At 36.7% G+C, this 25,168-nt stretch carries 29 protein-coding genes and 2 pseudogenes; 26 read left to right on the top strand and 5 right to left on the bottom strand.

The features are described 5' to 3' along the window. Nucleotides 1-7: 7 nt before the first annotated feature. The 14 genes from TEPIRE1_RS12025 to TEPIRE1_RS11960 all read left to right on the top strand — a co-directional run bounded on the left by TEPIRE1_RS12025 (nucleotide 8) and on the right by TEPIRE1_RS11960 (nucleotide 10,100). Nucleotides 8-385 (top strand): hypothetical protein, encoded by a 378-nt coding sequence (locus TEPIRE1_RS12025; protein WP_013779428.1) that lies wholly within the window; start codon nucleotides 8-10, stop codon nucleotides 383-385. Nucleotide 386: 1 nt separating this feature from the next. Continuing rightward, nucleotides 387-518, top strand: coding sequence for an XkdX family protein (locus TEPIRE1_RS13570; protein ID WP_013779427.1), 132 nt, complete (start codon nucleotides 387-389; stop codon nucleotides 516-518). Nucleotides 519-534: 16 nt separating this feature from the next. Next, nucleotides 535-1,632: a siphovirus ReqiPepy6 Gp37-like family protein gene (locus TEPIRE1_RS12020; RefSeq protein ID WP_013779426.1), complete on the top strand. Its 1,098-nt coding sequence runs from the start codon at nucleotides 535-537 to the stop codon at nucleotides 1,630-1,632. 33 nt (nucleotides 1,633-1,665) lie between these two features. Next, nucleotides 1,666-2,076: a phage holin family protein gene (locus TEPIRE1_RS12015; protein ID WP_013779425.1), complete on the top strand. Its 411-nt coding sequence runs from the start codon at nucleotides 1,666-1,668 to the stop codon at nucleotides 2,074-2,076. After that, entirely contained in the window at nucleotides 2,069-2,731 is a 663-nt protein-coding gene (locus tag TEPIRE1_RS12010; protein ID WP_013779424.1) for an N-acetylmuramoyl-L-alanine amidase, read from the top strand. Before TEPIRE1_RS12015 ends, TEPIRE1_RS12010 begins: the two co-directional genes overlap by 8 nt. Nucleotides 2,732-2,870: 139 nt before the next feature. After that, nucleotides 2,871-3,728 (top strand): tyrosine-type recombinase/integrase, encoded by an 858-nt coding sequence (locus TEPIRE1_RS12005; RefSeq protein ID WP_013779423.1) that lies wholly within the window; start codon nucleotides 2,871-2,873, stop codon nucleotides 3,726-3,728. A gap of 11 nt (nucleotides 3,729-3,739) precedes the next feature. Continuing rightward, a complete protein-coding gene (locus TEPIRE1_RS12000; RefSeq protein WP_013779422.1) occupies nucleotides 3,740-4,483 on the top strand; it encodes a hypothetical protein in 744 nt (247 codons plus the stop codon). A gap of 76 nt (nucleotides 4,484-4,559) precedes the next feature. Then, nucleotides 4,560-5,612: an Rpn family recombination-promoting nuclease/putative transposase gene (locus TEPIRE1_RS11995; RefSeq protein WP_013779421.1), complete on the top strand. Its 1,053-nt coding sequence runs from the start codon at nucleotides 4,560-4,562 to the stop codon at nucleotides 5,610-5,612. Between the two features lie 361 nt (nucleotides 5,613-5,973). After that, on the top strand, nucleotides 5,974-7,842 hold the full coding sequence (locus TEPIRE1_RS11990) for an Ig-like domain-containing protein (protein WP_013779420.1): 1,869 nt from the start codon (nucleotides 5,974-5,976) through the stop codon (nucleotides 7,840-7,842). A gap of 317 nt (nucleotides 7,843-8,159) precedes the next feature. Then, nucleotides 8,160-8,474 (top strand): DUF4258 domain-containing protein, encoded by a 315-nt coding sequence (locus TEPIRE1_RS11980; protein ID WP_013779419.1) that lies wholly within the window; start codon nucleotides 8,160-8,162, stop codon nucleotides 8,472-8,474. A 5-nt stretch (nucleotides 8,475-8,479) separates the two neighbouring features. Further along, nucleotides 8,480-8,710 carry a type II toxin-antitoxin system MqsA family antitoxin gene (locus TEPIRE1_RS11975; RefSeq protein ID WP_013779418.1) on the top strand — a complete coding sequence of 77 codons (231 nt, stop codon included), beginning with the start codon at nucleotides 8,480-8,482 and terminating at the stop codon, nucleotides 8,708-8,710. Between the two features lie 110 nt (nucleotides 8,711-8,820). Further along, on the top strand, nucleotides 8,821-9,084 hold the full coding sequence (locus TEPIRE1_RS11970; RefSeq protein WP_023211634.1) for a DUF1492 domain-containing protein: 264 nt from the start codon (nucleotides 8,821-8,823) through the stop codon (nucleotides 9,082-9,084). Nucleotides 9,085-9,195: 111 nt separating this feature from the next. Then, nucleotides 9,196-9,378 carry a hypothetical protein gene (locus TEPIRE1_RS11965; RefSeq protein ID WP_013779417.1) on the top strand — a complete coding sequence of 61 codons (183 nt, stop codon included), beginning with the start codon at nucleotides 9,196-9,198 and terminating at the stop codon, nucleotides 9,376-9,378. A 164-nt stretch (nucleotides 9,379-9,542) separates the two neighbouring features. Further along, entirely contained in the window at nucleotides 9,543-10,100 is a 558-nt protein-coding gene (locus TEPIRE1_RS11960) for a type II toxin-antitoxin system PemK/MazF family toxin (RefSeq protein WP_013779416.1), read from the top strand. Between the two features lie 506 nt (nucleotides 10,101-10,606). On the opposite strand, the gene TEPIRE1_RS11955 is transcribed toward TEPIRE1_RS11960, so the two are convergent. Further along, nucleotides 10,607-12,325 carry an IS1634 family transposase gene (locus TEPIRE1_RS11955; protein WP_048894750.1) on the bottom strand — a complete coding sequence of 573 codons (1,719 nt, stop codon included), beginning with the start codon at nucleotides 12,323-12,325 and terminating at the stop codon, nucleotides 10,607-10,609. A 581-nt stretch (nucleotides 12,326-12,906) separates the two neighbouring features. Between TEPIRE1_RS11955 and TEPIRE1_RS11945 the strand changes: the two genes are divergently transcribed. Further along, a complete protein-coding gene (locus TEPIRE1_RS11945) occupies nucleotides 12,907-13,287 on the top strand; it encodes an HNH endonuclease signature motif containing protein (RefSeq protein WP_013779415.1) in 381 nt (126 codons plus the stop codon). Between the two features lie 92 nt (nucleotides 13,288-13,379). Here the strand turns inward: TEPIRE1_RS11945 and TEPIRE1_RS11940 are convergent, their stop codons facing one another. From TEPIRE1_RS11940 to TEPIRE1_RS11930, 3 genes are all read right to left on the bottom strand, one after another. After that, the gene (locus TEPIRE1_RS11940) at nucleotides 13,380-13,658 is read right to left on the bottom strand and encodes a type II toxin-antitoxin system RelB/DinJ family antitoxin (RefSeq protein WP_013779414.1); all 279 of its coding nucleotides are present in this window, start codon (nucleotides 13,656-13,658) and stop codon (nucleotides 13,380-13,382) included. A gap of 263 nt (nucleotides 13,659-13,921) precedes the next feature. Continuing rightward, nucleotides 13,922-14,212, bottom strand: coding sequence for a type II toxin-antitoxin system RelE/ParE family toxin (locus tag TEPIRE1_RS11935; RefSeq protein ID WP_013779413.1), 291 nt, complete (start codon nucleotides 14,210-14,212; stop codon nucleotides 13,922-13,924). 2 nt (nucleotides 14,213-14,214) lie between these two features. Continuing rightward, on the bottom strand, nucleotides 14,215-14,583 hold the full coding sequence (locus TEPIRE1_RS11930; RefSeq protein ID WP_013779412.1) for an AbrB/MazE/SpoVT family DNA-binding domain-containing protein: 369 nt from the start codon (nucleotides 14,581-14,583) through the stop codon (nucleotides 14,215-14,217). A gap of 179 nt (nucleotides 14,584-14,762) precedes the next feature. Between TEPIRE1_RS11930 and TEPIRE1_RS14535 the strand changes: the two are divergent. Further along, nucleotides 14,763-15,276: pseudogene (locus TEPIRE1_RS14535) on the top strand (DNA methyltransferase); the annotation flags it as partial. A 47-nt stretch (nucleotides 15,277-15,323) separates the two neighbouring features. Continuing rightward, a complete protein-coding gene (locus tag TEPIRE1_RS11920; RefSeq protein ID WP_023211631.1) occupies nucleotides 15,324-15,572 on the top strand; it encodes a hypothetical protein in 249 nt (82 codons plus the stop codon). 268 nt (nucleotides 15,573-15,840) lie between these two features. On the opposite strand, the gene TEPIRE1_RS11915 is transcribed toward TEPIRE1_RS11920, so the two are convergent. Beyond that, nucleotides 15,841-17,418: a copper amine oxidase N-terminal domain-containing protein gene (locus TEPIRE1_RS11915; protein ID WP_013779411.1), complete on the bottom strand. Its 1,578-nt coding sequence runs from the start codon at nucleotides 17,416-17,418 to the stop codon at nucleotides 15,841-15,843. A gap of 668 nt (nucleotides 17,419-18,086) precedes the next feature. Between TEPIRE1_RS11915 and TEPIRE1_RS11910 the strand changes: the two genes are divergently transcribed. From TEPIRE1_RS11910 to TEPIRE1_RS11855, 9 genes and pseudogenes are all read left to right on the top strand, one after another. Then, nucleotides 18,087-18,398, top strand: a complete 312-nt coding sequence (locus tag TEPIRE1_RS11910) for a type II toxin-antitoxin system RelB/DinJ family antitoxin (RefSeq protein ID WP_013779410.1) — start codon at nucleotides 18,087-18,089, stop codon at nucleotides 18,396-18,398. After that, nucleotides 18,388-18,720, top strand: coding sequence for a type II toxin-antitoxin system RelE/ParE family toxin (locus tag TEPIRE1_RS11905; protein ID WP_013779409.1), 333 nt, complete (start codon nucleotides 18,388-18,390; stop codon nucleotides 18,718-18,720). Before TEPIRE1_RS11910 ends, TEPIRE1_RS11905 begins: the two co-directional genes overlap by 11 nt. A gap of 198 nt (nucleotides 18,721-18,918) precedes the next feature. Beyond that, the gene (locus tag TEPIRE1_RS11900; RefSeq protein ID WP_015295910.1) at nucleotides 18,919-19,161 is read left to right on the top strand and encodes an ATP-dependent Clp protease proteolytic subunit; all 243 of its coding nucleotides are present in this window, start codon (nucleotides 18,919-18,921) and stop codon (nucleotides 19,159-19,161) included. Nucleotides 19,162-19,233: 72 nt separating this feature from the next. Further along, entirely contained in the window at nucleotides 19,234-19,542 is a 309-nt protein-coding gene (locus TEPIRE1_RS11895) for a head-tail connector protein (protein WP_015295909.1), read from the top strand. 102 nt (nucleotides 19,543-19,644) lie between these two features. Further along, a complete protein-coding gene (locus TEPIRE1_RS11890) occupies nucleotides 19,645-19,920 on the top strand; it encodes a hypothetical protein (RefSeq protein ID WP_013779407.1) in 276 nt (91 codons plus the stop codon). A 120-nt stretch (nucleotides 19,921-20,040) separates the two neighbouring features. Then, entirely contained in the window at nucleotides 20,041-20,268 is a 228-nt protein-coding gene (locus tag TEPIRE1_RS11885) for a hypothetical protein (RefSeq protein ID WP_013779405.1), read from the top strand. Between the two features lie 959 nt (nucleotides 20,269-21,227). Continuing rightward, complete coding sequence (locus tag TEPIRE1_RS11870; RefSeq protein WP_015295906.1) at nucleotides 21,228-21,617, top strand: BlaI/MecI/CopY family transcriptional regulator; 390 nt, start codon at nucleotides 21,228-21,230, stop codon at nucleotides 21,615-21,617. Nucleotides 21,618-21,645: 28 nt separating this feature from the next. Further along, nucleotides 21,646-23,975, top strand: a pseudogene (locus TEPIRE1_RS11860) (M56 family metallopeptidase). Between the two features lie 610 nt (nucleotides 23,976-24,585). Then, nucleotides 24,586-25,167 carry a cache domain-containing protein gene (locus TEPIRE1_RS11855; protein WP_023211628.1) on the top strand — a complete coding sequence of 194 codons (582 nt, stop codon included), beginning with the start codon at nucleotides 24,586-24,588 and terminating at the stop codon, nucleotides 25,165-25,167. The last annotated feature ends 1 nt before the right edge of the window (nucleotide 25,168 follow it).

Raw genomic sequence — 25,168 nt, 5'->3', positions numbered from 1 at the left:
GGAAATTATGTATTTTATAAAATATGACGCCGAAACAGAGAGTTTGCTTGTTCATGCTATGCCTTTCCATAAAAAATACGGATTTGGCAAGACCAAAGAGGAATTAGAACAAGAAGGTTTTTTTGTAGAAAGCATACCAGAACCACAACAAATAGAAGGTAAAGCACCAATTTTACGCTGCAATCCTACCACAAAAGAGCTCTGGTATGAATACGAAGACATACCACCAACACCAGAAGAGTTGCAACAGGAGCAACTTGGTATTTTAGGACAACAACTATTTCAAACTCAAACTGAACTGCTGGAAACTAAAAGAGAAAATGAACTTTTAGGTCAGCAGCTTTTTAATTTACAGACCATCCTAGTAGAAGAAGGGGTGATGTGACATGACAGATTTTGAGTGGTGTAAGTTTTGCTACGATAAAGGTTGGGCTAGCAAGTGGCAGCTGCAAATTTGGGTGCAAGCAGGAAAGATAACTGAAGAAGAATTTAATACTATTACAAGTCAGGAAACTTAAAGAAAGCTGGTGGGGTATGAAACCAATTAGGATACTATCACCTGCACTTGACCTACAGGGAGAGGTAGACAACTATCTCTCCCTTACCTTTTGCCGCAGCTACCACTTGCCTGGAAAGTTCCAGCTGGTCACAAATTGCAAGGTGCAAAATACCGATAAGCTAAACATTAATAGCCTTATAATGCTGGGAGCAGATAAATACAAGACAGCTATTATCCGGCACAAGGAAATCAAATCTAATGAGCGGGGCGAGGAAATACTTACCGTCAAAGGACCTGCTTTAGGGGTAATCACCCAGCAGCGCATTACCATCCCACCTACCGGACAGGCCTACGACATCCAGGAAGACGATGCAGAAACAGTGATGAAGCACTATGTGCAGCGCAACTGCAAGGACATACCAGAGATGAAGTTTCCCATGCTTGCTATAGCTGAAAACAAAAACAGGGGTCCCGTAGTTAAGTGGCAAAGCCGGTATAAGAACCTGGGCGAGGAGCTAGAGCAAATAAGCAAACTCACCGGTCTTGGCTGGCGCATCTATCCAGACTTTGAGCAAAAGAGGTGGATATTTGACATATGCAGTGGAAGGGATTTTTCTGTAAACCAGAATACCAATCCTCCTGTTATCTTTTCTCCTGAGTTTGAAAACATAAGCTCCCAGGAATTTACCGACAGCTTAATCGGCTTTGCAAACTATGCTGTTGTGGCTGGACAAGGAGAAGGGGTAGATCGGGAGATTGTCTTGGCAGGCAGTGATGCTACCGGTCTTGATAAACACGTTGTCTTTGTTGATGCCAGGGATATTAAAAACAGTGCTGACCTTTCGGAAAGGGGCAAAGTGAAACTTGCTGAACACAAAAGGATTATATCGCTTCAATCAGAGATACTTACCAAAGGTCCCTTTGAATATGAAAAAGACTGGGATGTGGGAGATATCGTAACAGTGCAGAATAAAGATTGGAACTTGACTCTGGACAGCCGGATTACCGAAGTGGAAGAAATCTACGAGGCAGGTGGGTTTAAGCTAAATGTCACCTTTGGCAGCAGCCTTCCTACCCTTGCCCGGAAGTTAAAATCTGCACTTGGGGAAATAAAAATAGAAAGTACCCGTTAAGACATTTTTTATGAAAAGGGGGAGAAACAGTATATGAAAGAGCTAATTCACACCTTGCAGCTAATTTTTGCTGCCATAGGTGGCTACATCGGCTGGTTTTTAGGTGGCCTTGACGGGCTCCTTTATGCCTTAGTGGCTTTTGTGGTTGCCGATTACATCACTGGTCTTATGGCTGCCTTCTTAGAAAAGAAGCTATCCAGCAGCGTTGGCTTTAAAGGTATCTTTAAAAAGGTGCTTATATTCGCCTTCGTAGGGCTTGGTCATATCATCGACTTTTATATTATCCAAAAAGGCAGCGCACTTAGAACAGCTGTTATCTTTTTCTATCTGTCAAATGAGGGCCTAAGCATTATTGAAAACGCTACCATGATAGGCCTGCCGGTGCCGGAAAAGCTGAAGGCAGTATTTATAGAGCTGGGAAAGGAGGATGAAAAAAGTGGCTAGATTGTGCTTTGATTACGGACATGGTGGGTCTGATCCAGGGGCTGTATATAAAGGAAGGAAAGAAAAAGACGATGTATTAAGTCTAGGTAAAGCAGTTGCAGCAGAACTAAGAAGGCATGGAGTTATTGTAGATGAAACAAGAACCAGTGATAAAACCGTAAGCCTTAAAGAGAGGGCAAGCTTTGAAAACAAAAAAGCCTATGATTACTTCATATCCTTTCACAGGAATGCTTTTAAGCCAGAAACTGCAAAAGGTGTTGAGACTTATACCTATCTAAAACCAAAAGCAAAGACTAAAGCGCTAGCAGAAAAGATCCAGTCAGCACTGGTGGGTATCGGTTTTACTAACCGAGGCGTAAAAGAGGCAAATTTTTATGTGCTAAGAGAAACAAAGGCACCTGCAGTACTCATTGAGATAGGATTTATAGATAACACAGAAGATAACCGTTTATTTGACAGCAAAAGGGACGAGATAATAAAAGCAATAGCGGGAGCAATCCTATCCCAGCTGGAAATAAAATATACTGCAAATAGCCAAACCCTATATAGAGTAATGGCGGGCTCTTTTAAAGAAAGAGAAAACGCACAAAGGCAGGTGCAGAAATTAAAGCAAGCGGGCTTTGATGCCACTATCATGATATTTAATAAGCCTTGAAACTTCAGGGCTTATTTTTTTTTAACCCTAAAACTCTTAAATTTCTAATATAAATTATGCCTTAACTATAAGTGAAAATTAACTTGATAGTAATGAAATGTAACGGTAACATGCTAGTACCAAAGAAGGAGGAGATAAAATGCTATTAGGTCAAGGGATACAAGAGTTTATAAAATACATGAAGCTGATAGACAGATCAGAGCAGACCATCACAGGCTATGAAAAAGAGCTTATCTACTTTGACAGCTTTTTAAGTGTAAAGCATAACTGTCCAGTGTATATAGAAGATGTCACACTGGAGGATATTGAAGATTATCTTTTAGACCAAAAGAAAAGGGGCATAGCATCAGCCAGTAGAAGCAGGTCAGTTTACATCTTAAGAAGCTTTTACAACTACTGCGTAAAAAAGGACATTACAGCTAAAAACATCGCAAGCCTTATCGAGCCAGTAAAAGTAAAGCAAAAAGAAAGAGGCTATTTAACAGAGGAGGAATTTAACAAATTGGCGGTTGCCATCAAGCAACCGGTTATCAGGACAGCAGTCGAGACCATGTTTTACACTGGCGGGAGGATGTCAGAGATAATACATCTAAAACTAGATGATGTAAATTTAGAAGAAAAAGTCATTCACATCACCAAAGGCAAAGGAGGAAAAGCAAGGGACATCCCGATAAATGACAAACTCTATGATATCCTAAAAAACTATATAGAAAATATAAGAGATGCAAAATCTAGTAGGTTCTTTGCCCTAAAGAGCACTGGAAAGGTTTCAAGCTCATATGTAAACAGGCTCATTAAAGAAGCTGCCTACGAGGTAGGACTTAAAAAGGATGTGTCAGCACATATCTTGCGGCATTCCTTTGGAACAAACCTTTTAGAAAAAGGGGCATCAGTTGTGAGCATCCAAAAACTATTAGGTCATGCAAACCTTGCAGTTACAACCAGATACCTTCACCAGGACATGAATAAATTAAGTGATACCGTAAATCTCTTATAGGAGGGAAAAGAATGAGCGATAATAAACCGATTTATGATACAAGGGTAAGAAAAATAATAGAGCTCTTAAAGTTTATGACAAGGGATGAAGCTGCACAAAAGCTGGGATATAAGAACTATAGAAGCCTTGACATGTACATGAGAAGGAAGAACTTTAAATACGACAGCGAAAGCGGGCAGTATGTGCCAAAGGAAAACATAGCAGATAAACTCAAAAAAGACCCTAAAAGCTATGCACCCACAAAGGTTGCAAGCATCATCACCGCCTTTGAAAAGGCAAATGCAGACCCGATGATGATTGCAAAGCAAGAGGGATTTAAAGACCATAAGGAAATGGCAGAATACATGGCAAAAAGAGGCTATGAGTGGAATGCCTATAAAGGCAACTATGTAAAGACTATAGGAAAGGTAGAAGAAAAAACAGCAGATGAGGTAATAGAGGAAACAGAAAAAAACCAAAGCCTGCCAAATGACATAGATGAATACATCCCATTTATCAGATTCCTTTATGAAAAAAGGGATGATATTTACCAACTTTTATCTGGAACTAAAGAAGACGGAACAATACCAAGATATGTAGTGCCAGGGCTTGTAAGGACTAAAGCAATTTACATGAGCGATATGGTGGCAAAGCTTACTGCAGAATTTAGCAAAGAGAAAAATATAACTCAAAGAGAGGTTATGGAAGGGGCACTGATTGAATACCTTAAAAAGTATGGGTATAAGAGGGAGGTTGATGCTTTACTTAAAAATTAGTAAAATTGTATCAAAAAGTAAAACCCACTGTTATACTCTTAAATTATAAGGTATAATAAAATAAAGAGGTGATGAGATGGGAATACAAAATCCCCACGATAAATTCTTTAAGGAAATATTCGGCAATGTAGAAGTAGCAGAGGACTTTTTTACCAACTACTTGCCTCAAAGCATATTAAACATTATAGACCTTGAAACTATTGAGCCTCAAAAGGACAGCTTTATCAACAAGGACTTAGAAGAAAGCTTTTCAGATCTTCTCTTTAAGGTAAACATAAATAATACCCCAGGTTATATCTACTTTCTCTTTGAACATAAAAGCTATCCCTCAAAGGATATAGCCTTTCAACTTCTAAAGTATATGATAGAAATCTGGGAGGCAAAGGTTAGGAAGGAACAGCTAAATAAGCTTCCAATAATTATACCCCTTGTAATATACCACGGGACAGAAAGATGGAAAGCAAGTACCGCTCTTAAAGAGATGATAAATGGATATGATAAGCTTCCTGAAGATGTAAAAGCATACATACCAAACTATGAATACTTGCTTTATGATATTTCAAGGTATACAGACGAAGAAATAAAAGGGGAAGCACAACTTAAAATATTCTTTACCACAGTAAGAGATATATTTACTAAAAGTAGTAAAGGAGCATGGGATTCTATTGATAGAGCAATAGCATACCTAAAAGAACTTGAAGATAAACAAACAGCAACAGAATACTTTGAAACACTTATGCGCTATATATTCAGTGTAGACAAGAGCTTAACAAGCTCGGATGTTAGCAAGATAGTTAAGAAAATCGAAACTACTTATCCCGAAGGGAGTGAAGTTGTGATGACACTTGCTGAAAAACTTAGAGAAGAAGGCTTAAAAGAAGGATTGGAAAAAGGAATGGAAAAAGGGCTTGAAAAAGGAATGGAAAAAGGGCTTGAAAAAGGGCTTGAAAAAGGAAAAAGAGAAGAAAGAATAACTACCGCAATAAAGCTTCTAACTAAAAAGTTCGGTCCTTTGCCAGAAGAACTTAAATCCAAGATATTAAAGCTGGATGCAGTTACCCTAGAAGTTATAATTGATGGCATCTTCGACTATGAGAGCCTAGACGATGTGAAAAAGTATCTCGGTTAGTATAGCCGGCAATACTAGGAGCAAAGCAGGGTAAATTGGAAGTAGCTAAAAGGGTAATAACTATAGGGTTGCCCATGAGCAAATAGTTGATGCTACAGGGCTACCTAAAAAAGAAATAGAAAAAATAGCCGCGGAAATGGATAATTAGATCATTTTATTACAAAACCTTTATGAATTATAAGCTTATAAAACCTATCAGTATGGATAATGCTACTCATTATATGAATGAAGACTAATTTAGGCATGTAAGGAGGCTCTAAACCCTTGATATGAGTGGGGTTAGGGCTTTTTTCTTATACATAAAAACAGTATATTTTGTGCTATTAATGCTAAAGAGGTTCAAATTAAGTTTAGTAAAGCTGTGAAAAAAGACACAGTCATCACTCCAGGTACACCTGATACGTTAAAGAATATAACTTTCACAAATATCGGAAGTGCTCCGGCTGTTACTTCAACTTCAGCAGAAGCTAAGCTAAGTGAGGACGGCAAAACTTTAACTATAATTGCTAGCGGCACAGATTACTTTGATGGACAATACGCTGTGTTAGTTCCGGTTGCAGTAACTGATACAGAAGGTAATCCAATAGAGGCTTATTCAGCTGTTGTGACGCTTAAGGATACTGTAAGACCTACAATCAGTGGACCAACTTATCCTGACAATAACACTGTAAAATTCGAGTTTTCCGAACCTATGAATTTAGCAAATGCAGCTGCACTTGAAGGAATTTCAACATTAAAGGATAAAAATGGTGCAACTGTTTCTATTACTGGTCTTATTACCTTAGCCGCAGATAAAAAGTCATTTACACTAAACATGACAGGGTTAACAGTTGGTGAAGAATACAAATTAACCATAGTGGGAGCAAAGGACTTTGCAAGCAATCTAATTAGTCCAAACCCTGTAACAGTAAGCTTTAAAAAACAGGTTGTCGACAATGTTAATCCGGAAGTTGTTTCCGTAAAAGCTGTATATAATTCTAAATTAATAGTGACTTTTTCAGAGCCAATTAAAACAACAGGCACAATATTTAAATTAGATATTGGCTCAACCGGCAGTCTGGTAGCCGTTACTACTACAAATGCATCTGTTAGCGATGATAAGACTGTAGTTACGGTGGATTTAACAACCGCTGGTTTTACTTCATTATCAGGCTTAAAGAGAGTTGATATAACCGAATTCCAAGATCTATCCGGTAATCCTGCCATTATAGCAGAGTCGGCATACAACACTTTAATTAACTTCGTAGCCGATACCGAAGCGCCGAAGGTAAAAGCTGTAACAGTAGAAACCATCAGCGGAACAAGGTATATAGTTGTAGAATTTGACGAAGATGTTACTGTAACAGCAGCAGCGCTTACACCAGTTACCTACGTAGTAGATGGAGTTCAAAAGACATTAACTAGCGGAATTGTAGCAGCAGCCGTAACTAGTCATGATAAAGACGGCGATGGAAATGATGAGTCTGTAAAGATTAATACTGAAAACTATGATGGCAGTAACAGTGTAATGCCAAACGGCAAATACACCATTACACTACCAGCAAATTTGGTAGCAGATGCAGCAGGAAATACTAACGCACTAACTACAATAAACGTTACTATCGGCGACATTGCCGATACAACTAAGCCAACAGTAATGTCGGCTGTTTATAGTGATAATGATACTTTTATAGTATTATTTAGTGAGGAAGTTACAAATGCTACAGCATTAAATACCGCAAACTACACTGTAGAGGGCGAAAAGGTATTTGTGTCTGCGATATTTGATGGAGACAAAACAAAAGTTAAGTTAACTCTAAGAGATGGAGCTATTGACGTTAACGGTGAAAGAAGCTTAGAGATTAAGAACATAGCAGACAAAGCCGGAAACGTTATGGATTCTGTTACACTCTCTGTAAACTTTATTGAGAATGTAAAACCTCAAATGCTTTCAGCTAAAATAGTAGATGTTGACAAGGTATTGGTGACATTTAGCGAAGGAATAAAAGCTACTTCAGCTGTACCTGCTAACTTTACAGTAAAAGTTAACGGCGTTCCGGATCCAGTAACTTCTGTTACTAAAGAAGATGGGACTTCTGTAGCTGTCGGAGATACTAAAGTATTGCTAACTCTTACTACAGGAATAGCAAATATAAGCGATGTAGTAACAGTTGAGATAGCAGACGGAGTTATAGAAGATATGAACGGAAACCTTAACAAAGGTGCCAAGACAGTAACTGCTACAAGGTAACTAACGTCAAACACAAGTAGCAAGCTCGGGGGAGAAAAAGCCTTCCCCCTCGCAAAGGTACCGGGTACCACCCGGCTTTTGTCGAAACTTGCGAATGAGATAAAGAAGGACCTCACAGGTAGAAATACTTGTGGGGTTCTTTCTTATTATCATTATATCGTTATTTTTATCGACTCCAAGTAAACGCAGCATTCTTAAATCCCCTGAAGATGGCCTTTTCCATGCCTTAAATCAAGGATGGTATATTATTACTGTTTACTGTATAATATAATTAAAAGCAATCTAAGTAGTAAAAGGATAGGCGCACGGAGGTAAATATGGCATTTAAGATGGATGATATTAAAGAGGCTTTGAAAAAAGATAAGATAAAGTGGAGTGGACATATTTTAACTAGAATGCAGCAAAGAGGAATAAAGATTAAAGATATTATAAATTGTCTTTCAAACGGAGAAATTATAGAGTATTATGAAGATGACTATCCTTATCCAAGCTGCCTTATACTAGGCGATACAGTTGATAATAAAAGTATTCATGTGGTATGTGCCTTGGAAGAGGACAATATTTGGATGATAACGGCATACTACCCGAGTAAAAGCGAATGGTTAGATGATTTAAAAACTAGAAGGAGGTAGGCATCATGAATTGCATTATTTGCAAAGCTAATTTGATAGAGGGAAAAGTAAATCATATTGTTGATTTTGGAGAAGGAATAATCATTATAAAAAATGTGCCTGCAAATATCTGCAAGCAGTGTGGAGAGTATTATCTAGATACCAAAATAGCTTCAAAATTAGAATCCATTGTGGAAGAAATAAAGAAAAACAAAGCAGAAGTATTTATCGTAAACTACAGTGAAATGGTAGCTTAATAAAAGGTGCCTGGCACCGCCCGAATTTTGTCGAAACTTGCTAACGAGATAAAGAAGGACCTCACAGGTATAGCATATCAGAGGAACTAAGGGGTCCTTTTGAAAACACTATGGCTAAAATCATCAATTTGGAAAATGAAATCAACCAAGAAATAGACCGGTTTATAAAGCTAAAGCAAGAAATAATGGAGACTATTTGCCAGGTGGAAGATGTGAATTGTCAATTGGTATTGGAGAAGAGATATATTAACGGTAGGTCCTGGGAGGATATCTCCCTAGAATTAGGCTATAGCAGAAGTGGGATTTTTAGAATCCACAGTGAAGGATTAAAAGAAATCAACAAAATACTAAAAAAGTGGACTAAAATGGACTAAAATGTAGTTAAAGATGTGATATAGTATAAAGTGTATAGATATAAAAATGAAAGATATTCAAGTGAAGCCTCGGGAAACTGTGTGCTTTACTTTTTTAGGAGATGAAACCAAATGAAAAAATGTGCCTACCAAGGCTACCTGCTTGAAGCAAAACCCGGCAGCCTTTATTGTAAATATCATGCCAGGATGGTTGCGATAGAAGATAAATACCCTGAGTGGTTAAAGGACAGACTTAAGGAAAAAAGAAGAGAAATTCCAAAAAGCAAGGCGAAAAATGTGATAGAATGTAAATAGTGGAAACCTGTTAAGTTGTTTCCGGTGATTGGCAGCAGGGTTTGTTTAGTATATTGTAAAGGTAACAGAGCCCACCACGCCTCTTAACAATGCGGACTAGGGTGGGAATTTTATTTGGTAGTAGTTTATTTTAACAGAAGAAACGATTTTAAAGGGGGAGGGGTATGTCCAGAAGTATCAGTTTGTCCAAAACACAACAATATTTAGAGTGGCTTAAAACGAAATTATTTCTTGACTCAAATGCCGAAAGTGCAAAAAGAAGAGTAGTTAAGCGAGGCGAAGTTTATAAATGCTATCTAGGCATAGGTATTGGCAGCGAAGAGTCCAAAGAAAGACCTTGTGTGGTTTTGCAGCGAGATAGGGCTAATTTGGAATCGCCTAACACGATAGTGGCCCCGATAACCCATACTTCATCTACACTGCCCGTAGTTATACCAATAAGTCCTAAACACGATAGTTCTGGGGGCGTTGTGCTAGATGGGAATGTGTTATTGGGAAACATTGTTTGTGTAAGCAAAGCTCGATTAGGAGATTATGTCGCAAGACTAGAGCCTTCAGAAATGAAAGCTGTTGATGAAGCGATTGCAATTTCCTTGGATATTAAGGGATACTATGATAAGTTGGATAATATACTTAATGATAAGCTGGTTTATATAGACAAGCTCAAAAAAAGGGTAAAAGACTTGGAAGAGCTCTTGGCACAAGAAAAGAAATCAGATTAGTTTTTTTAAATTTACCCTAGACAAAAAGGGATAGAAGTGTTATTATTAATATACAAAGAAGCTGTTCACGAGTGGGACAGCAGTATTACGTTTCAAATTATAGGGGACTACGAGTGAGTCCCCTAGTATCAATTTAAAAAAGCAATTAAAAAAATGTAATCAAAAACCTTGCATATGAATATTATATAAATGTGTGGGGATAATAAAGAACACAAAAACATTTTGAGACGAGTGCTCAAAGTAGTATGAAAGTCAAAAATAGGGAGTCACGAGTGGGCTCCCTAGTAGTATTTTCACGACCTATGTGTATAGTAAATACTAACGATGAACAAAAACCTTTATGGTTTTTAGCGAGAAGGTGCCCGCACCATCTCGTATTTTTATTTTTAAATGATATTTAACGTAGTATCCTGACTTTTGCAGTAAAACGAGACAAAAAAGCCCCTAACCACTTTGATACAAAGGGTTTTGGGCTTTTTATTTTTGTCAAAAAGTTGTAGTGAAAATCACCTTTTTTTAACCTCACCTAAAATTTTTTTAATATCTCCGAGTTTCATATACTTTTTGCTAAAATCAATATCCAACTCATTACCGATATCTTTAAGAACATCATTGTAAAAGCCAAAAAGATAATAATTCTCCTTAATATTACAACAGGATGCCCTACTAAGGCTCTCAAGTATTTCTGTCACAGAATACTTCCACTTTAACCTGTACTCAAGTATCCTGATAATTACAAGTGATATAAAGCAAGTTAAAAAATGAGCATCAATATGTTCTTGCAGCGACAGATAAACCGGTCTGCTCTCAAAATCGCTTTTTGTAACCTTAAAAGATTCTTCAATCTTCCAAAGACCGCGGTACATCTCAATGATCTTCTCAGGAGACTCCTTGTATTCGCTAGTAACAATGGCATAATATCCGTCGAACTTTTCTTCTTCACGTAATTTTTCTTCATCAAAAGCCAAGTGTTGGTAAACACTTTCCAATATCTCGCCGGTTTTAGCATCGAAGGTAAGGTTTTTTACATACTTAGCAGCACCGAAAGATGTTGATTTATTGTATTTTGCAGGATTCTTAATCAAATCCATTGCCTTAATCAGTGCTTGCGCACGCTCTTGTTTAGCTTTGGCTGCATACTTAGGGCTATAAAAAATCACCTGCTTTTCATCTACCGTCTTTTTTAACTTCTTTCCTCTCACCGAAGTCACCTTTATTTCTCTTGGATAAAGCCTAGATTTAATTTTAAAACCATCGCCTTTATGGATATATCCATCCTCATCAAGGACATAATCCTTAAATTCCCTATCGGCTGATCGAACAGAGTAGCTCAATATATATCCGTTTTTAGCAGAAAGGATATACCAAATATTATCCCCTGTGGTTATCCCTCTATCTGCAACAATAATAATTCTACCTAAAGAATATTCTCTTTGGATCTTACCCAATGCAGGAATCAACGTAGTTTTATCGGGAGCGTTCCCAGGGAAAAGCTTATACGTGATAGGTATACCATTTGTATCCATAAATAATCCCATCTGCACAATCGGATCCGGACGGTGTTCTTTCGAAACCCCCTTCTTCCTTAGCTCATCTTGCTTGTCTATTTCAAAATAATAATTTGTAACATCGTAATAAACCAAATCAGTATTGCGCCCATACTGCTCTTTAATGCGTTCATGTAACCAAAACTGAAGATCATCACTGTATTTATTAAAAAAAGAAAGGCATCGATAAATATCATCCAAAGAAAAGTCAAACTTCTCGAAGAACATATCCCTATTTTCAAAAGTCTTTTTCTTAGAACAAGGATACAACAAACGCGAGAATACCAGTAGTTTCATAATGGCATTGGCATCATATTTTTCTTTAGAATGTCGTTGCCTGTTTTTAAGGAATGTATCAATTTTAAGTTCATGATAAATTTTACTCAAAGCTGCATAGCCAAAATTCTTCAGGCCATCGTAATTGGATTCCATAGATTCATCTAGAGAAATTTTAAGATTAACGGGTAGCCTTTCTTCATAATGCTTTTCATTCATTTTGCGGACTTCCTCAGTGAAAAAAGCAATAGGATCGTCATATTTCTTTTCAAGCTCATCCAGATATCCAATGGAGCGAACTGTAGCTGTACGAGATTGTTTAGTTTTCTTGTCATAATAGCTACTAACGATTGATAAATAGGTCCTTCCAGTCTTTTTATTTGTACTTTTTTTAAGATATATTTTAAAAACCCCCACCGTTTTAACAATTAGGCATCTCTTACAATTATACCATGTAACGCCATAAAACACCAGCATTATTTGACTAAAATTTAAAATAAAAATACCCGAAATCATTAGTAATGTCAATGGTTTCGGGCTATGCTAATTTGGAATTGGCTGCAAAACTAGGGAAAACCTTTATGGTTTTTAGCGAGAAGGTGCCCGCACCATCTCGTATTTTTATTTTTAAATGATATTTAACGTAGTATGTATGCGATTTTTCCAAGATAAACTTAGACAGCCTATTTTATTATACAATTAAATTCGGATCAAATCTTAGCTCTGGGGCTTTTGCTCTCAGGGCTTTTTCTATGCCCTTTTTTAGGAGGTGCCCTATAAAAACAAATAAAAGTATCAGGTGTATATCCTGTTGCTTTGCCAAGGTAGATGAATATGTAAGCGAAAGCAGATGGAAGGCGTATGAGTGCAGCAACCCTGAAAGCAAATATCATAAAGCCTTATTAAATGTATCTGCCGATGGCGACAAGCATACTCGGATATCGTGGTCAGGGTGTGCCTGTGGTGAAAGAAGGTGAATGGGAATGCCCAGAAAACCAAAGATGCCCTGCCGCTATCCCGGTTGTCCAGAACTAACCGAGGATAGGTATTGCCCGGCGCATCAAAAGAAAACAGATAGGGAGTACAACAGAACCAATAGACCTTACAAGAAGCTCTACAACAACAGCCGCTGGCAGCGATTAAGAAAGCGGCATCTGTTGAAGCATCCACTGTGTGTGGAGTGCGAACGAAGAGGACGCTTTACCCCGGCAACAGTGGTGGACCATATCATCCCCCACGAAGGTAGGCTGGAACTGTTCTGGGATGAGAACAATATACAATCCCTTTGCAAGTCCTGCCATGACCGCAAGACTGCCGGAGAGGGACGCTGGGGCAAGAAGGGTGCTGTGTATGGTTACAGATAATAGTGCACCTTATGCACCAGGTAGAGGCAAGGCTAAAACAAGAATTAAATTATTAACATCTTTAAATTGTGTTGTCCATAAAATCTGGCGGCTCATGATTTTAACTCCCGCAGCGCTTCCTCGACATCAGAATAACGTTTAGCATCTGAGTTATTAGCAATTTGCTCTGCTTCAAGTAGAGCGGCGACTGTCACAGCATTAGGGGTATTTAGAGTGATATCAAAGGGAATACGGCCTTCTCTTATTGATTGGCGTAGAAAAATATTGAAGGCTGTAGTCATATTGAGTCCAAGCTTTGCAAATAGTTCATCCGCCTGTTTTTTAATATCGGCATCGATTCTAAAGCTAACACTAGATGTTTTTTTGGCCAAGGGGATCGCCTCCTTTTCATAGTTTATATAAATATTATAGCAGATATCCCTTGCACTGTAAAGCTAATGTAGTGATATTAGCATTGCGATAACTTTCAAAAAGTAGTATATGCAGTAAATAGTTTTATATGCACGTTAGAGGGTTATGAGGGGGGTCTAATTTTCTAAAGCCAGGTGTGCCTGGAACGGCGGCGGGGTATCGCGCAAGAATTCGCAAAATTCAAGGGCGGGGGTATAAAGCAAAATAGCCCTCTTTTAGAGAGCTATTTAATATATCTTTTTAGCTGTTCATAAAAGTTTTCACGGGTTCCGGCAAGAAGCACTACAATCTTTTTACCGTCAACTTCGCTGATTGTATAAGCAACTTCATAATTAATACCGTTATAGTTCACATCAAAGCCATAAATACCGGTTAGGTCACCACGTTTTGGCTGACCGATATAAGGGTTTTTACTTAATTTTAGTAGAGCCGTTTTATAGGCTTCTTTTAAGGGCTTTTCCTTTATCTTTTTAAAGAAACGCTCAGCTTGGGAACTGAATAATATTTCGTACATAATCAGTCCTCTGAGCCAAAAATGTCATCAAAATTTGCCGCTTCTTTTTCACCGGCTGCAATGGCATCTGCTTCTTCAAGCATATTGGTAACAGCTCTTTTGATATTTTTACTTTGCACTTCAAACTGCTTTACTAATTCATCACCAGAGTAACCCTGGGAAACTAAGTCTTTTAGAATCTCAACGGAAAATTCACTAGGTTCCCTATGAAGCGGTTGAATAACAATTCTACCATCTTCAAGGAAACATTCAACTTCATTCTCGAGCCCAAGGTGTTTATAGAATTGTAAAGGTATGGTAATCTGACGTTTCTTTGAAACGCTGATTATTTTACGATCCATAATATCACGCTCTGCAGCATTTGCAGACATAACTTAAACCTCCTTTGTAGTATATGCCAAATTCATAAATATAATACACAAATCCTTTATCTTTACAATTATTATAACAAAGAAACAAAGAAAACTCAATAGATTAAGGAGTGATAAAACGTGGATATTCGGCGCATTTCCATAGATCAGATTAAGCCGGCGAACAAGATAACGGAATATTTGACATCACCTTAACCGGCTTTGGTGCCGCTGAAATAGAGGATTTATTTTCTAAAGTCCATGATAAGGATGTTAAAGAAGACGACTTTGATGTAGATGAGGCCTTAAAAGAACCCACGATTAGCAAGTAAGGGGATCTTTGGCTTTTGGGAAGGCATAGGCTCATATGCGGGGACAGCACCAAAGCCAAAACCTATGAAAAGTTGATGGACGGTAAAAAGGCAAATCTGGTGGTGACAGATCCCCCATATAATGTCAATTTCACCGGTGGCCCTGTGTGCATATCCCATACAAAATAGCAGCGCTCCCAACGGCATTGTTCTCGACCCTTTCTCTGGTAGCTTTTCAACAGGAATTGCTTGTGAGCAGCTAGATCGTATCTGCTACGCTATCGAACTGGACGAAAAATATGTAGATGTAGGAGTAAAAAGGTTCGTTGAGTATGCAGGCTCGGATGATGAGGTTTTTCTAATAAGAGATGGGAAGAAAATACCATATAAAGCCTGTTTTTAAGTTCTGCATCTAATAATCCGCTTTCGTTTTCAAAAGCGGTCTTTTAAGTGCAAAAAGCAAAAGGCTATAGACAAAGCCAACTTTTTGCCTTAATTACCAACTACTTTAATAAGACTCCTGTAGATATTTTAAGAGAGTACAAAAACAAAAATTCTGTAGAAATTTCTTTTGGGTTTTTAAAGGATACCGTATTTCCAAATGAAATTTTTAAAAAGAAGCCTAGTAGGATAGAAATATTGACCTATGTAATGCTTCTTGCACTTTCCTTTTTTTCTGATGGCACATCTACCAGCTAACACAGAGGAAAGAGTCATTTTTTTACTTCGTTTAATCGGCTTTGGACCGGAAATTTACACTATAGTGAGGCCAAACCCATTTTTTTATAGAGAATAATAATTGAAAATAGTCATGGGTTAAGATGCGAAATGTGGGTTACTAAATTTAATTTAAACTAATACACCCCTGAGAAAGTATTATTTTCTTTCACAGGGGTGTATTTTAATACATAATTCTTGGTTGATTTTTAAATTAAGGCAAGATATAGCTAGGACATATAGTATTTTTTTATGGTTTGGGTTTTCTTACCCACTTAATTGTAAATTCGATATTTAGTTTTCCAATATGAACATCTCCAGTAAAAGTGGTTGTTCCTTCGCCGGATTCTAATTCAGCGGATAATTCTACTTTTTTCTTTAGCTGAAGTTCACCCTCTTTAACATCAGCTAACCCCTGATATATCACCTTCCCCTTATGATCTATAAATTGCCCAACCCAGCGACCGGATTCCTCCACAATGCGAATATTATAAAAGTCGGCCAAAAGCTTAGAATCTTCCGGAGTGCGGAAATAGCCAAATAGAATATCTTGACCTTCTGCAAGTTGCTCCATAGTAAGCTTTGTCACGTCTTCATAGGCTGTAAAAGCTGCAAATAGCTCATCATCTCCTCCAGAAATAGACATCCACCCATCTAACATATCTTTTCCAGTTTCTTTAGATGCCTGCACAAGAGAATCATTTATAGTAAAAGCGAAGTCTTCTGCTGCTTTTACAATCCTTTCTCCTGCATCTGGCAAAGGTGTGGAGTCAGAACCATTTTGACCTATTTTAAGGAGAGTTTTTATAAAAATTGACCATTCCCCTTCAAAGTTAAATTCTACCGATGAGCCAGATATTGTTATGCTTATATCGGTTTTTACGCCAGCAGGCGCGGCTGCCTTGCCAGATTCAGCAGAGGCTCGCGACTCTACTTCAGCCGAGGTTTCAAGAACTACTTTACCATCTAAATTCCTAAACTGAGCTGTCCATTTATTGGCCTTTGGATCGCCTAAAACATGAATAACGTAAAATCCGGAAGGAATCTCAGAACCATCAGGCAGCTGCACAAAAGTAAATAGAACGTCAGATCCCTTTGCTAATTGCTCAATAGTTAAAGTATCTACGCCTTCGACGGCAGTGCTGATAATTTTGGCATCAGGATTATTTAAAGCTACAACATTGATAGGTCCTATATCAGCAAGCTCAATTTTTTCTTGCCGGGCTACCTCATGCATGATTTTTTTAGTTTCAGCTCGAAAGACTTTATTTGCATCTTCCATCTTGCTGATGTTATCAGCAAAAGGAGATCGCGAAGTTAATTGGATAGTAACTTTCTGCTCACTGTGCTCATACTCTACATTTGCCCCCATAGCTTCAGCAATAAACCGAATCGGCACAAGGGTGCGATCCTTATGCAAGATAGCAGGAACATCTAAGAACATAGGCACCCCATTTACAAAGGCTTGGTTATCGCCAATTTTAAGGACGATTTCAAGTTCTCTTTCTTCTTTACTGCTTATAGTAACTTTCTGCTCACTGTGCTCATACTCTACATTTGCCCCCATAGCCTCAGCAATAAACCGAATCGGCACAAGGGTGCGATCCTTATGCAACATAGCAGGAACATCTAAGAGCATAGGCATCCCATTTATAAAGGCTTGGTTATCGTCGATTTTAAGGACGATTTCAAGTTCTATTTTTTCTATAGGAACTGATGATTTGTCATCTATTATATCTGTTTGTGCCTGAGCTGTGCCTGAAAACCCCGTTAAACCGATCAAGAGAATCAAAACCATAGCAAAAAATCTTGTAAGTTTTACAGTCATTTGAATTTATCGCTCCTTTCTGATATTTCTAAAAATAATACACACAATAGATTTTCAACCTAACTGCAGCTATCCAGTCTCAATTCTTAATTTTTTGCAATATTAATGTAAAACTATTAAATCTTAAAAATTCGACATCCCTCCTTTTTTATTAAACGAAATCAACCGTTTTTTTGACGAAAGAATATCTATAAACATCTTAAATATATATTCTCCATATTTTTGGATATTCCTTTAAAAAACAAAGACCAGCGCAACACAAGGGGACGGTTCTTTTGTGTTCCTTCTTTTGTGTTCTTTGCCGGGTAGACTATTTAGGCACGGAACAAATTCTGATTTTATGATTAGTTTTAGAGGATATATAATAAACCAAGAAGAAGTTGCTTACTCACAGAAGATTGAATAGTTGTTTCTAAAAGACCATAAGGTCTTAAAGATATTAATAGGGAAAAACACGCAGAATTAATCATTGATGCTTTTAAGTCATTGGGCTAATAATAATGAACGCAGCAGCTTTATAACAGTTGCGAGAATATTTCCTTGACGATATCATCCCGGTGGGGATTTAATCTTGATATTTATGTGTGCCGATGAAGTTAGACTGCTGATATATTGCATATCGCAATACAAAATGGTAAAATATAAATAACAAGAAGGAGGCGATATGCATGTCGAAAACCACAAGTGTTTTTGCTCGTGTCGAGCCGGAAATAAAAGAACAAGCAGAAAAGGTGTTAAATAAACTTGGCATACCTATGTCAAATGCTATTAATATTTTTTTAAGACAGGTTATTTTGCAAAACGGACTACCATTTGAAGTTAAAATTACACATAACAGACCTCTTGCAGTTGAGGATTTAACACCTGAAGAGTTTAATAATGAAATTGAAAAAGGGTTTAATGATTTAAGGGCAGGCAGAGTTGTATCTGCGGAGAAGGTAGCCGAGCGCATCAATAGGGAATATGGGCATGAGTTATAAAATTATTTATACCGAAGAATCAGAGTGGGATCTTGTAAATGTTTACAGGTATGTTGCAATGAATTTATTAATGCCAGAAACTGCGAAAAAGCAAATCGATAGAATTATGAATGCAATTAAAGGCCTGGATGAATTGCCCTTGCGGCATAAACTCTACCAAGATGAACCATGGCACAGTAAGGGCTTGAGAGTCCTTACAGTGGATAGCTATCTTGTATTTTATATAGTAATTGAAGAAGAAAAGACGGTTGCAATAGTAAGAATAATGTATGGCGGCCGTAATATAGATTTACAATTGTCAAACACAAAAATTGTTGAGTAATCCATAATGGCATCTCGATGGAGGCGCTTTTTTCATGCCTATTTTTAAGGGAGTGAGAACTCTTGTATGAAAATACCTATCCTGTCGAACTTATTTAAGTCCAGAGCCGCTCCTGAAAACAGCTTCTAGCAGAGCACCTATGCCTTCTTTTTCGGCCCTACGCCCAGATTATCCGGGATGGCAGGGGGTGATGTGCTTATGTTACCTACAGCCATGCTGATGATTCACAACCCGGTTACCTTTGTTTGGGGTGAGGAAGCCGACATGCAAAAAGGCATCGAGATGCTCTCGGAAGTCAAGGAAGCCATCATCAATGCCTTTGAAGCCAAGACGGGTCTTAAGCGAACACAAATCGCTAAAATGATGGACGCCGAGACATGGGTTAGTGCAGGAGAGCAGTGGAGCCAGGTTTTGCTAATGAGATTCTCTACAGCAAGCTAACCTTCCAGGGAACAGAGCTAAAAGCAGCAGGGCTGATGGAATCAGGTTAACAAATAAAGGGGTGATGAGTGTATGGTGGTAACTTTGGAAGAAACAAAACTGTATTTAAGAATAGATGGTGATGAAGAAGATGCACTCATCACTAATTTAATTCTTACTGCCCAGGAAATTTGCGAAGATATCTTGAGGTACCCCTTATCTGAATTTGAAGGAACACCGGCAGTATTAAGGCAAGCTGTTCTTTACTGTGTGGCCAATATGTATGAGAAAAGAGAGGAAGCCCACTATTACATGAAAAACGAGAGCGGCGGTATTTCAGAAACCATTAAAGTGATGAAACTGATACTTGGAAATCTTCGCAGGGAAAACAATACAACATAACCGCTAAGGAGAGGACAATTTGTGATATTATTAGAAATCGCAGCTGCCGTCTTAAACGATGCCATTAAAAGATATCTTAATTTTAAAGACAGGTGAAGATTTATGGCTAAGAAAAATAATATAAATTCGGATACTGATACGAAAAAACTAGCTAAGGAAGACCTTTGTTCGAAGCTCGCTGAAGCAGGAAAACAGCTTGAAAGCACAGAACTATTGTTAGATGCGAAGGATGTCTTTGAAGGCTTAAAGGAAAAATATATCAGGGCGACAAAAGACAAATCAGAAGGTATGCAGACAGTAAGCGATGAGGAAGTAGATAGAGTAGCTAAAAAGATACTATCTAAGTGCAGGAAGGCTTTTGAAGAGTTATCAAAGTAAAAAATCTGTTAGATACTGTAAAGATAAAGACGCATTACATCTTGCATCAGCTGTCTATGGGAATTGTGAATACTTTATAACATATGATGATAAATTTGTTATAAACGGAGATGGATATTGATGTTATTGAATGAGAAAAGTAAATTTACAGATAGAGAAATAATAGAAAAAGGTTCTAGGGCGTTGATAAAGGAATTAGGATATTCTGGATTTTTAAGGTTTATACGCTATGCTGAGGGCATAAGCAAAGAAGATTATTTAAAACTAGAAGATGGAATCTTTGAGGGTATGTCTTTAGATGAGATATATGATAATGCAAAGAAGTATTGGGAAAGCAAAGAACGATAAGTTATCGGTTGGCTTAGGAATAGAACTGCATACTTAAACTTAAGCAGGTACCTTGCAATCAGGTGTTTTTTATGCCTACTTTTATCTGGAACTAAAGAAGATGGAACAATTGTCCCGGTCAATAAAAATTTTGATTTTCAAACCTTTAAATAGGAACTCCAAGAATGCTATTTCAGATATGAGAAACGAGATAAATGTAGGACTTATGTTTATTTTGATGAAGAATACCTTTGATATGAACGGATACCAATTTAGGCATGCAGGGAGGTTCTAAACCCCTGTTTTAATGGGGTTAGGGCTTTTTTATTATACATGAAAATAGTATATTTTGTGCTATTAATGCTAAAGAGATTCAATTTAAATTTAGTAATGTTGTGAAAAAGATACAGTCATTCTTCAGCAGAAGCTAAGATAAGTGAGGACAGCCAATACCGGAGTATTTTTTAACGAAAACCATGCAGGATTAGCGGTTATGCTAATCTTTTCAATATTATATACAATATCTACAACATTATATTAGTTGACAGAATAAAAAAATTGGAATATTGAGAGACATTGGGATATCAAATAGAGACATTAAAAGAATGTTTCGAGATCAAGTTTATTTTATATTGTATTCGGGATGCTAATAGGTATACAAGCCGGGATTGTATTTTCCTACATAGGTGTAAGAATAGTATATGGATATAAAATGTTTAAATTTGTAAAAGAAAGGATGCTTAATAAATATAGATATAAAAATAAAGGGACTTACCAAACATTAATTCTTGAATCTGATGATGAAACAGATATATTAAACCATAGCAGAAGAAAATCAATGGTATAGTTCGGAAGAGAGCGATTCCTTGTCTTTTTTTATTTAAGGCTCAAAATAGCACTTGACAAATATCATTTACACATGTAAACTATACATAGTTTCATCGTTTACAGCTGTAAATAAAAACAACAGGGGTGGTTACATGAAAAATATCCCTAATATAACCGAATCAGAGCTTGTGGTCATGAAGATATTGTGGGAAAAGAGTCCGTTATTAGCCAGTGAAATCATCGCATTACTGCCAGAAGAGATAAACTGGTCAGACCAAACTGTAAAAACCTTTTTAAACAGACTTCTTAAAAAGCAAGCTATAACTCATAAAAAATCCGGAAGGAATTATATCTACTATCCGGCAGTATCTCGTGATGAATACATCAAAGCAGAAAACAAAACCTTTCTGCACAGGGTATATGATGGTGCTGTGGGTATGCTTTTTTCAAAGTTCCTAGAACAAGAGGAACTGACAGAAAAGGAAATCAAACATCTAGAAAATATTCTAGAACAGAAAAAAGCATCTAAAAAAAAACCATAGAAAATTTAATTAATGAGGGTTTTTAAAAATGATTATTGTATTAAAGAAAATATTCTTGAGGGTTTTATATGCGTCTTTGACATCAACAACAATAGCCTTACTCATTCTTTTTATCGGGAAAATATTTAAAGATAAACTTACACCTAGATTTCATCACATTTTATGGCTTCTTGTATTAATAAGACTATTGATGCCTTTTGCCCCTGAAAGCAACCTAAGCATATTCAACCTTTTGCCAGGCAGCAAAGACAGCATATCACTTGAGACACTAATACCCAGCACAAAAGAAACGGAACCCTTTACTAAAAGGCAAATAGACATGGCAATAAATAAAGCAAAGCCAGATCTAACTAATATCAATAAACAAGGACACCAAGACAACAATTTCTTAGAAGATGACCTACTAAAACCAAAGAAATCAATTTTAAATAAAAATGAAACAAATAAGTTTGAAAACATCATTGGCTTAAGCAGCTGTGCATGGCTTATCGGTTTTCTAACAATGGCTGCATTTTTATTAACTGCAGCAATAAGATTTAAGAAAGACACAAAAACCTTCGAAAAAATAACCCATCCAAATACTTAGATATACTAAATAATTGCAAAAAAAAGCTGGCAATAAACACGCAAATTGAGCTTTTCTGTGGTAAAGGCTTTTGCAGCCCCTTTATCTTCGGCATATTAAAACCAAGAATATACCTACCTAAACATATCTTAAACAAAATTGACGACAAAGAACTTTCACACATACTCCTACATGAACTCAGCCATTACAAAAGAAAAGACCTATTATGCAATCTACTTTCAACGCTAGCCATAATGCTGCACTGGTTTAACCCCATTGTATGGTTTGCCATGAAAAAAATGAGAGCTGACATAGAGTGCGCATGCGATATGTATGTACTTGAAAACCTAGAAGAAAATGAATTCACCCATTACGGCAGGACAATAATAAAACTCTCTAGCTTAATATCAAGACCACAGCACAATAAAATGCTCTATGCATATTTTTATGAAGGCAAAGAGCAAATTGAGAGGAGAATTATCATGATAAACATGTTTAAAAAGGGTTCATATAAACTATCGGCTATTGCCCTGATATTTTTCATAGTTCTTGGCTGCTGCACCCTTACAAATGCAGAAACTGGTACCAACACAACTTTAAAGCCGGAAAAAAATACGGAAACAGAGCAATTTAGCTTTGATGAGGCCGAAAAAGTTTTTTCCACTTTAGATAGAGCCATGGATTTTATTGATTTTGACTTTAAGGTGCCTGACAAGATGCCTACAGATTATGAATTTGACAAAATATTTTTTTATGAAGAGAAAGGATTAGCCAGTGTAGATTTTACTAAAGTTGACGTTGATAAGCAAATTGGTGTATCCATCTTAGTTTCTAACAATGATATGATAAAATATTTGAAGGAAATGCATTCAGATGCCAATGAAAAAGTTATTAATGAAAGGACTATTAAGCCCAATATAAAGTTTAGTGAAGAACCCATGAACATTTCAAATATACAGGGAACTTGTTTAACAGTAAGCAAAGACTGGGATATAAAGGAAGAAGACTTAGAAGATTACAGAAAACATGATACAGGACGTATAAAAGTTAGACCTATTACTAAAATAGTTGAAAAATACTTTATATGGCAAGATGGAAATATATGGTATAGCATACCATATTATCGTAAAAATGGCGATTTCGAAGGTTTTTCCCTTAGCGAAATTCCAAGAGATGATATAAAGATACTTCTCTCATCCCTTAAATTCCCTAAAGACATACAAAATATTGAATATAAATCAAGGGATTATGATAGGTTTTTGGAAATTTACAGTAATAAAGACCTAGAAGCGGCCCGAGAAATACTGGGATTTGCCCCTAAATTTCCACTAAACTTGCCCGGCGGATTTGTTCCAGTTTCTTCGCTCATCCGTCCTTTTAGCGAAACTCTACACGATAATAAGCTAGTTGAAATGATTAAAATGGAGACAATTTTTCAATTAAAAGATAAAGACTCCATACAAGAAATATCTTTATACCAGACAAACGACACCTCAAAATATGATGACATGATTCAAAATGGCTATATAAGCTTGGAATATTACAAAGACCCTATTATAGATGCAAAAGTAAAAAATAATGTTGCCGAAAAGAAGATAGATGTTGTTTCTATAATGATTAATGACATTAAAGTCTTAAAATATGAACTAGATATCACAAACCCCAATATAATATCAAAAGGCATAACTAAGACCCAGAATTATATATGGAAACAAAACGATGTTGTCTATGAAACCCAATTTATCGGTGATACAGGCAATCAGCAAGAGATAGTAAAAGCACTGATAAATTGACGAAGATGCCTGGCACCGCCCGAATTTTGTCGAAAACGGACGGGCACGGCAACAAGCGGGTTTGAGCTAAAAAACACAGACACCTCATAGGTAGAGATACTTGCGAGGTGTCTTTTTTCTGTTCGCGGATTTGCTAGAGAATCTTAATTCTACAGCCAGTCCTATATCCTCTATCCTCCCACGTTTAGCCTCAAAACGTCCTACAAATTAAATCCACGATTGCAAGCTGAATATTAAATCTTATCAAAAATATGTTATAATTTACCTATGAAAGTTAATTAATTAGCAAACTTGGGGGAGAAAAAGATCTTCCTTCACAAAGGTGCTTGGCACCGCCCGAATTTTAGAGGAAAAAAATAAAGTTTAGGAGGTATCTGGTTTGGGCAAAAATTTTAATAGTTATTCTTATCATAACTGCTAGCTTACTTGTAAGTTGCATGAAAACAACAAAGCAATCCATAGGAGGTGATATTTAGTAGTAAGAGAATTATGAGCCTTATTAATATCAATTTTAGGTCTATCAGGTGAAAATCATTTAAATTAAAATTAAACTCTCTGTAAATATATCTTTATATTTGACAATACGATAAACATAGAGGAGGCAATTTATATGAAAATCAAAACGAAAATAATTTTATTTACATGTATTTTATGTATAGTAAGTATTTGTTCAGCAACACTAATAAATTATAAATTTTTAGCAGGAGAGCTTCTAAATGAAACAGAAGAGAATGCAAGAAATTCAGCTAAAATTACTGCAAAGGAATTGGATAAATGGTTAAGCATACAAAAAAATTCCTTAAAAGAAATAGCAGATGCTCTTTTATATAATGACGATTTTGAATTTGATTATGTATATGGTTATTTAAGTGGTCAAGGAGAAATCAATGAAGGCAATGAATACTATGTTGGATTGCCCGATGATTCTTTAATATCAGGAGGCGGTTGGATACCTCCAGATGATTATAAACCTACTGAAAGAGATTGGTATATAAATGCTAAAGGATCAGATGATGTAGTAATATCTTCTCCTTATATAGACGCTAAAACAGGAGATGTTACAATTACTATATCTAGAGCTCTTGAAAAAAATAACAAACTAGTAGGAGTTTTAGCTTCAGACATACATTTATCCTATATACTAGGAGTTACTTCAAATATAGATTTAGGTGATTTCTCTATAGCCCCCTAAC

The sequence above is a fragment of the Tepidanaerobacter acetatoxydans Re1 genome (assembly GCF_000328765.2).
In the GTDB taxonomy this organism is placed as follows: Bacteria; Bacillota; Thermosediminibacteria; order Thermosediminibacterales; family Tepidanaerobacteraceae; genus Tepidanaerobacter; species Tepidanaerobacter acetatoxydans.
Note: the sequence above shows the minus strand (reverse complement) of the source record. Positions and strands in the feature narration are given on the sequence as shown.

Bases quoted from the DNA above. Each gene is read 5' to 3' on its own strand.
- TEPIRE1_RS11915 (WP_013779411.1), bottom strand. From the start codon at position 17,418: ATGACTGTAAAACTTACAAGATTTTTTGCTATGGTTTTGATTCTCTTG.
- TEPIRE1_RS11995 (WP_013779421.1), top strand. From the start codon at position 4,560: ATGGGAATACAAAATCCCCACGATAAATTCTTTAAGGAAATATTCGGC.
- TEPIRE1_RS12005 (WP_013779423.1), top strand. From the start codon at position 2,871: ATGCTATTAGGTCAAGGGATACAAGAGTTTATAAAATACATGAAGCTG.
- TEPIRE1_RS11975 (WP_013779418.1), top strand. From the start codon at position 8,480: ATGAATTGCATTATTTGCAAAGCTAATTTGATAGAGGGAAAAGTAAAT.
- TEPIRE1_RS11895 (WP_015295909.1), top strand. From the start codon at position 19,234: ATGGTGGTAACTTTGGAAGAAACAAAACTGTATTTAAGAATAGATGGT.
- TEPIRE1_RS11870 (WP_015295906.1), top strand. From the start codon at position 21,228: ATGAAAAATATCCCTAATATAACCGAATCAGAGCTTGTGGTCATGAAG.
- TEPIRE1_RS11855 (WP_023211628.1), top strand. From the start codon at position 24,586: ATGAAAATCAAAACGAAAATAATTTTATTTACATGTATTTTATGTATA.
- TEPIRE1_RS13570 (WP_013779427.1), top strand. From the start codon at position 387: ATGACAGATTTTGAGTGGTGTAAGTTTTGCTACGATAAAGGTTGGGCT.
- TEPIRE1_RS11900 (WP_015295910.1), top strand. From the start codon at position 18,919: ATGTTACCTACAGCCATGCTGATGATTCACAACCCGGTTACCTTTGTT.
- TEPIRE1_RS11945 (WP_013779415.1), top strand. From the start codon at position 12,907: ATGCCCAGAAAACCAAAGATGCCCTGCCGCTATCCCGGTTGTCCAGAA.
- TEPIRE1_RS12020 (WP_013779426.1), top strand. From the start codon at position 535: ATGAAACCAATTAGGATACTATCACCTGCACTTGACCTACAGGGAGAG.
- TEPIRE1_RS12015 (WP_013779425.1), top strand. From the start codon at position 1,666: ATGAAAGAGCTAATTCACACCTTGCAGCTAATTTTTGCTGCCATAGGT.
- TEPIRE1_RS11910 (WP_013779410.1), top strand. From the start codon at position 18,087: ATGTCGAAAACCACAAGTGTTTTTGCTCGTGTCGAGCCGGAAATAAAA.
- TEPIRE1_RS11905 (WP_013779409.1), top strand. From the start codon at position 18,388: ATGAGTTATAAAATTATTTATACCGAAGAATCAGAGTGGGATCTTGTA.
- TEPIRE1_RS11970 (WP_023211634.1), top strand. From the start codon at position 8,821: ATGGCTAAAATCATCAATTTGGAAAATGAAATCAACCAAGAAATAGAC.
- TEPIRE1_RS11960 (WP_013779416.1), top strand. From the start codon at position 9,543: ATGTCCAGAAGTATCAGTTTGTCCAAAACACAACAATATTTAGAGTGG.
- TEPIRE1_RS12000 (WP_013779422.1), top strand. From the start codon at position 3,740: ATGAGCGATAATAAACCGATTTATGATACAAGGGTAAGAAAAATAATA.
- TEPIRE1_RS11980 (WP_013779419.1), top strand. From the start codon at position 8,160: ATGGCATTTAAGATGGATGATATTAAAGAGGCTTTGAAAAAAGATAAG.
- TEPIRE1_RS11885 (WP_013779405.1), top strand. From the start codon at position 20,041: ATGTTATTGAATGAGAAAAGTAAATTTACAGATAGAGAAATAATAGAA.
- TEPIRE1_RS12025 (WP_013779428.1), top strand. From the start codon at position 8: ATGTATTTTATAAAATATGACGCCGAAACAGAGAGTTTGCTTGTTCAT.
- TEPIRE1_RS11935 (WP_013779413.1), bottom strand. From the start codon at position 14,212: ATGTACGAAATATTATTCAGTTCCCAAGCTGAGCGTTTCTTTAAAAAG.
- TEPIRE1_RS11930 (WP_013779412.1), bottom strand. From the start codon at position 14,583: ATGTCTGCAAATGCTGCAGAGCGTGATATTATGGATCGTAAAATAATC.
- TEPIRE1_RS11890 (WP_013779407.1), top strand. From the start codon at position 19,645: ATGGCTAAGAAAAATAATATAAATTCGGATACTGATACGAAAAAACTA.
- TEPIRE1_RS11965 (WP_013779417.1), top strand. From the start codon at position 9,196: ATGAAAAAATGTGCCTACCAAGGCTACCTGCTTGAAGCAAAACCCGGC.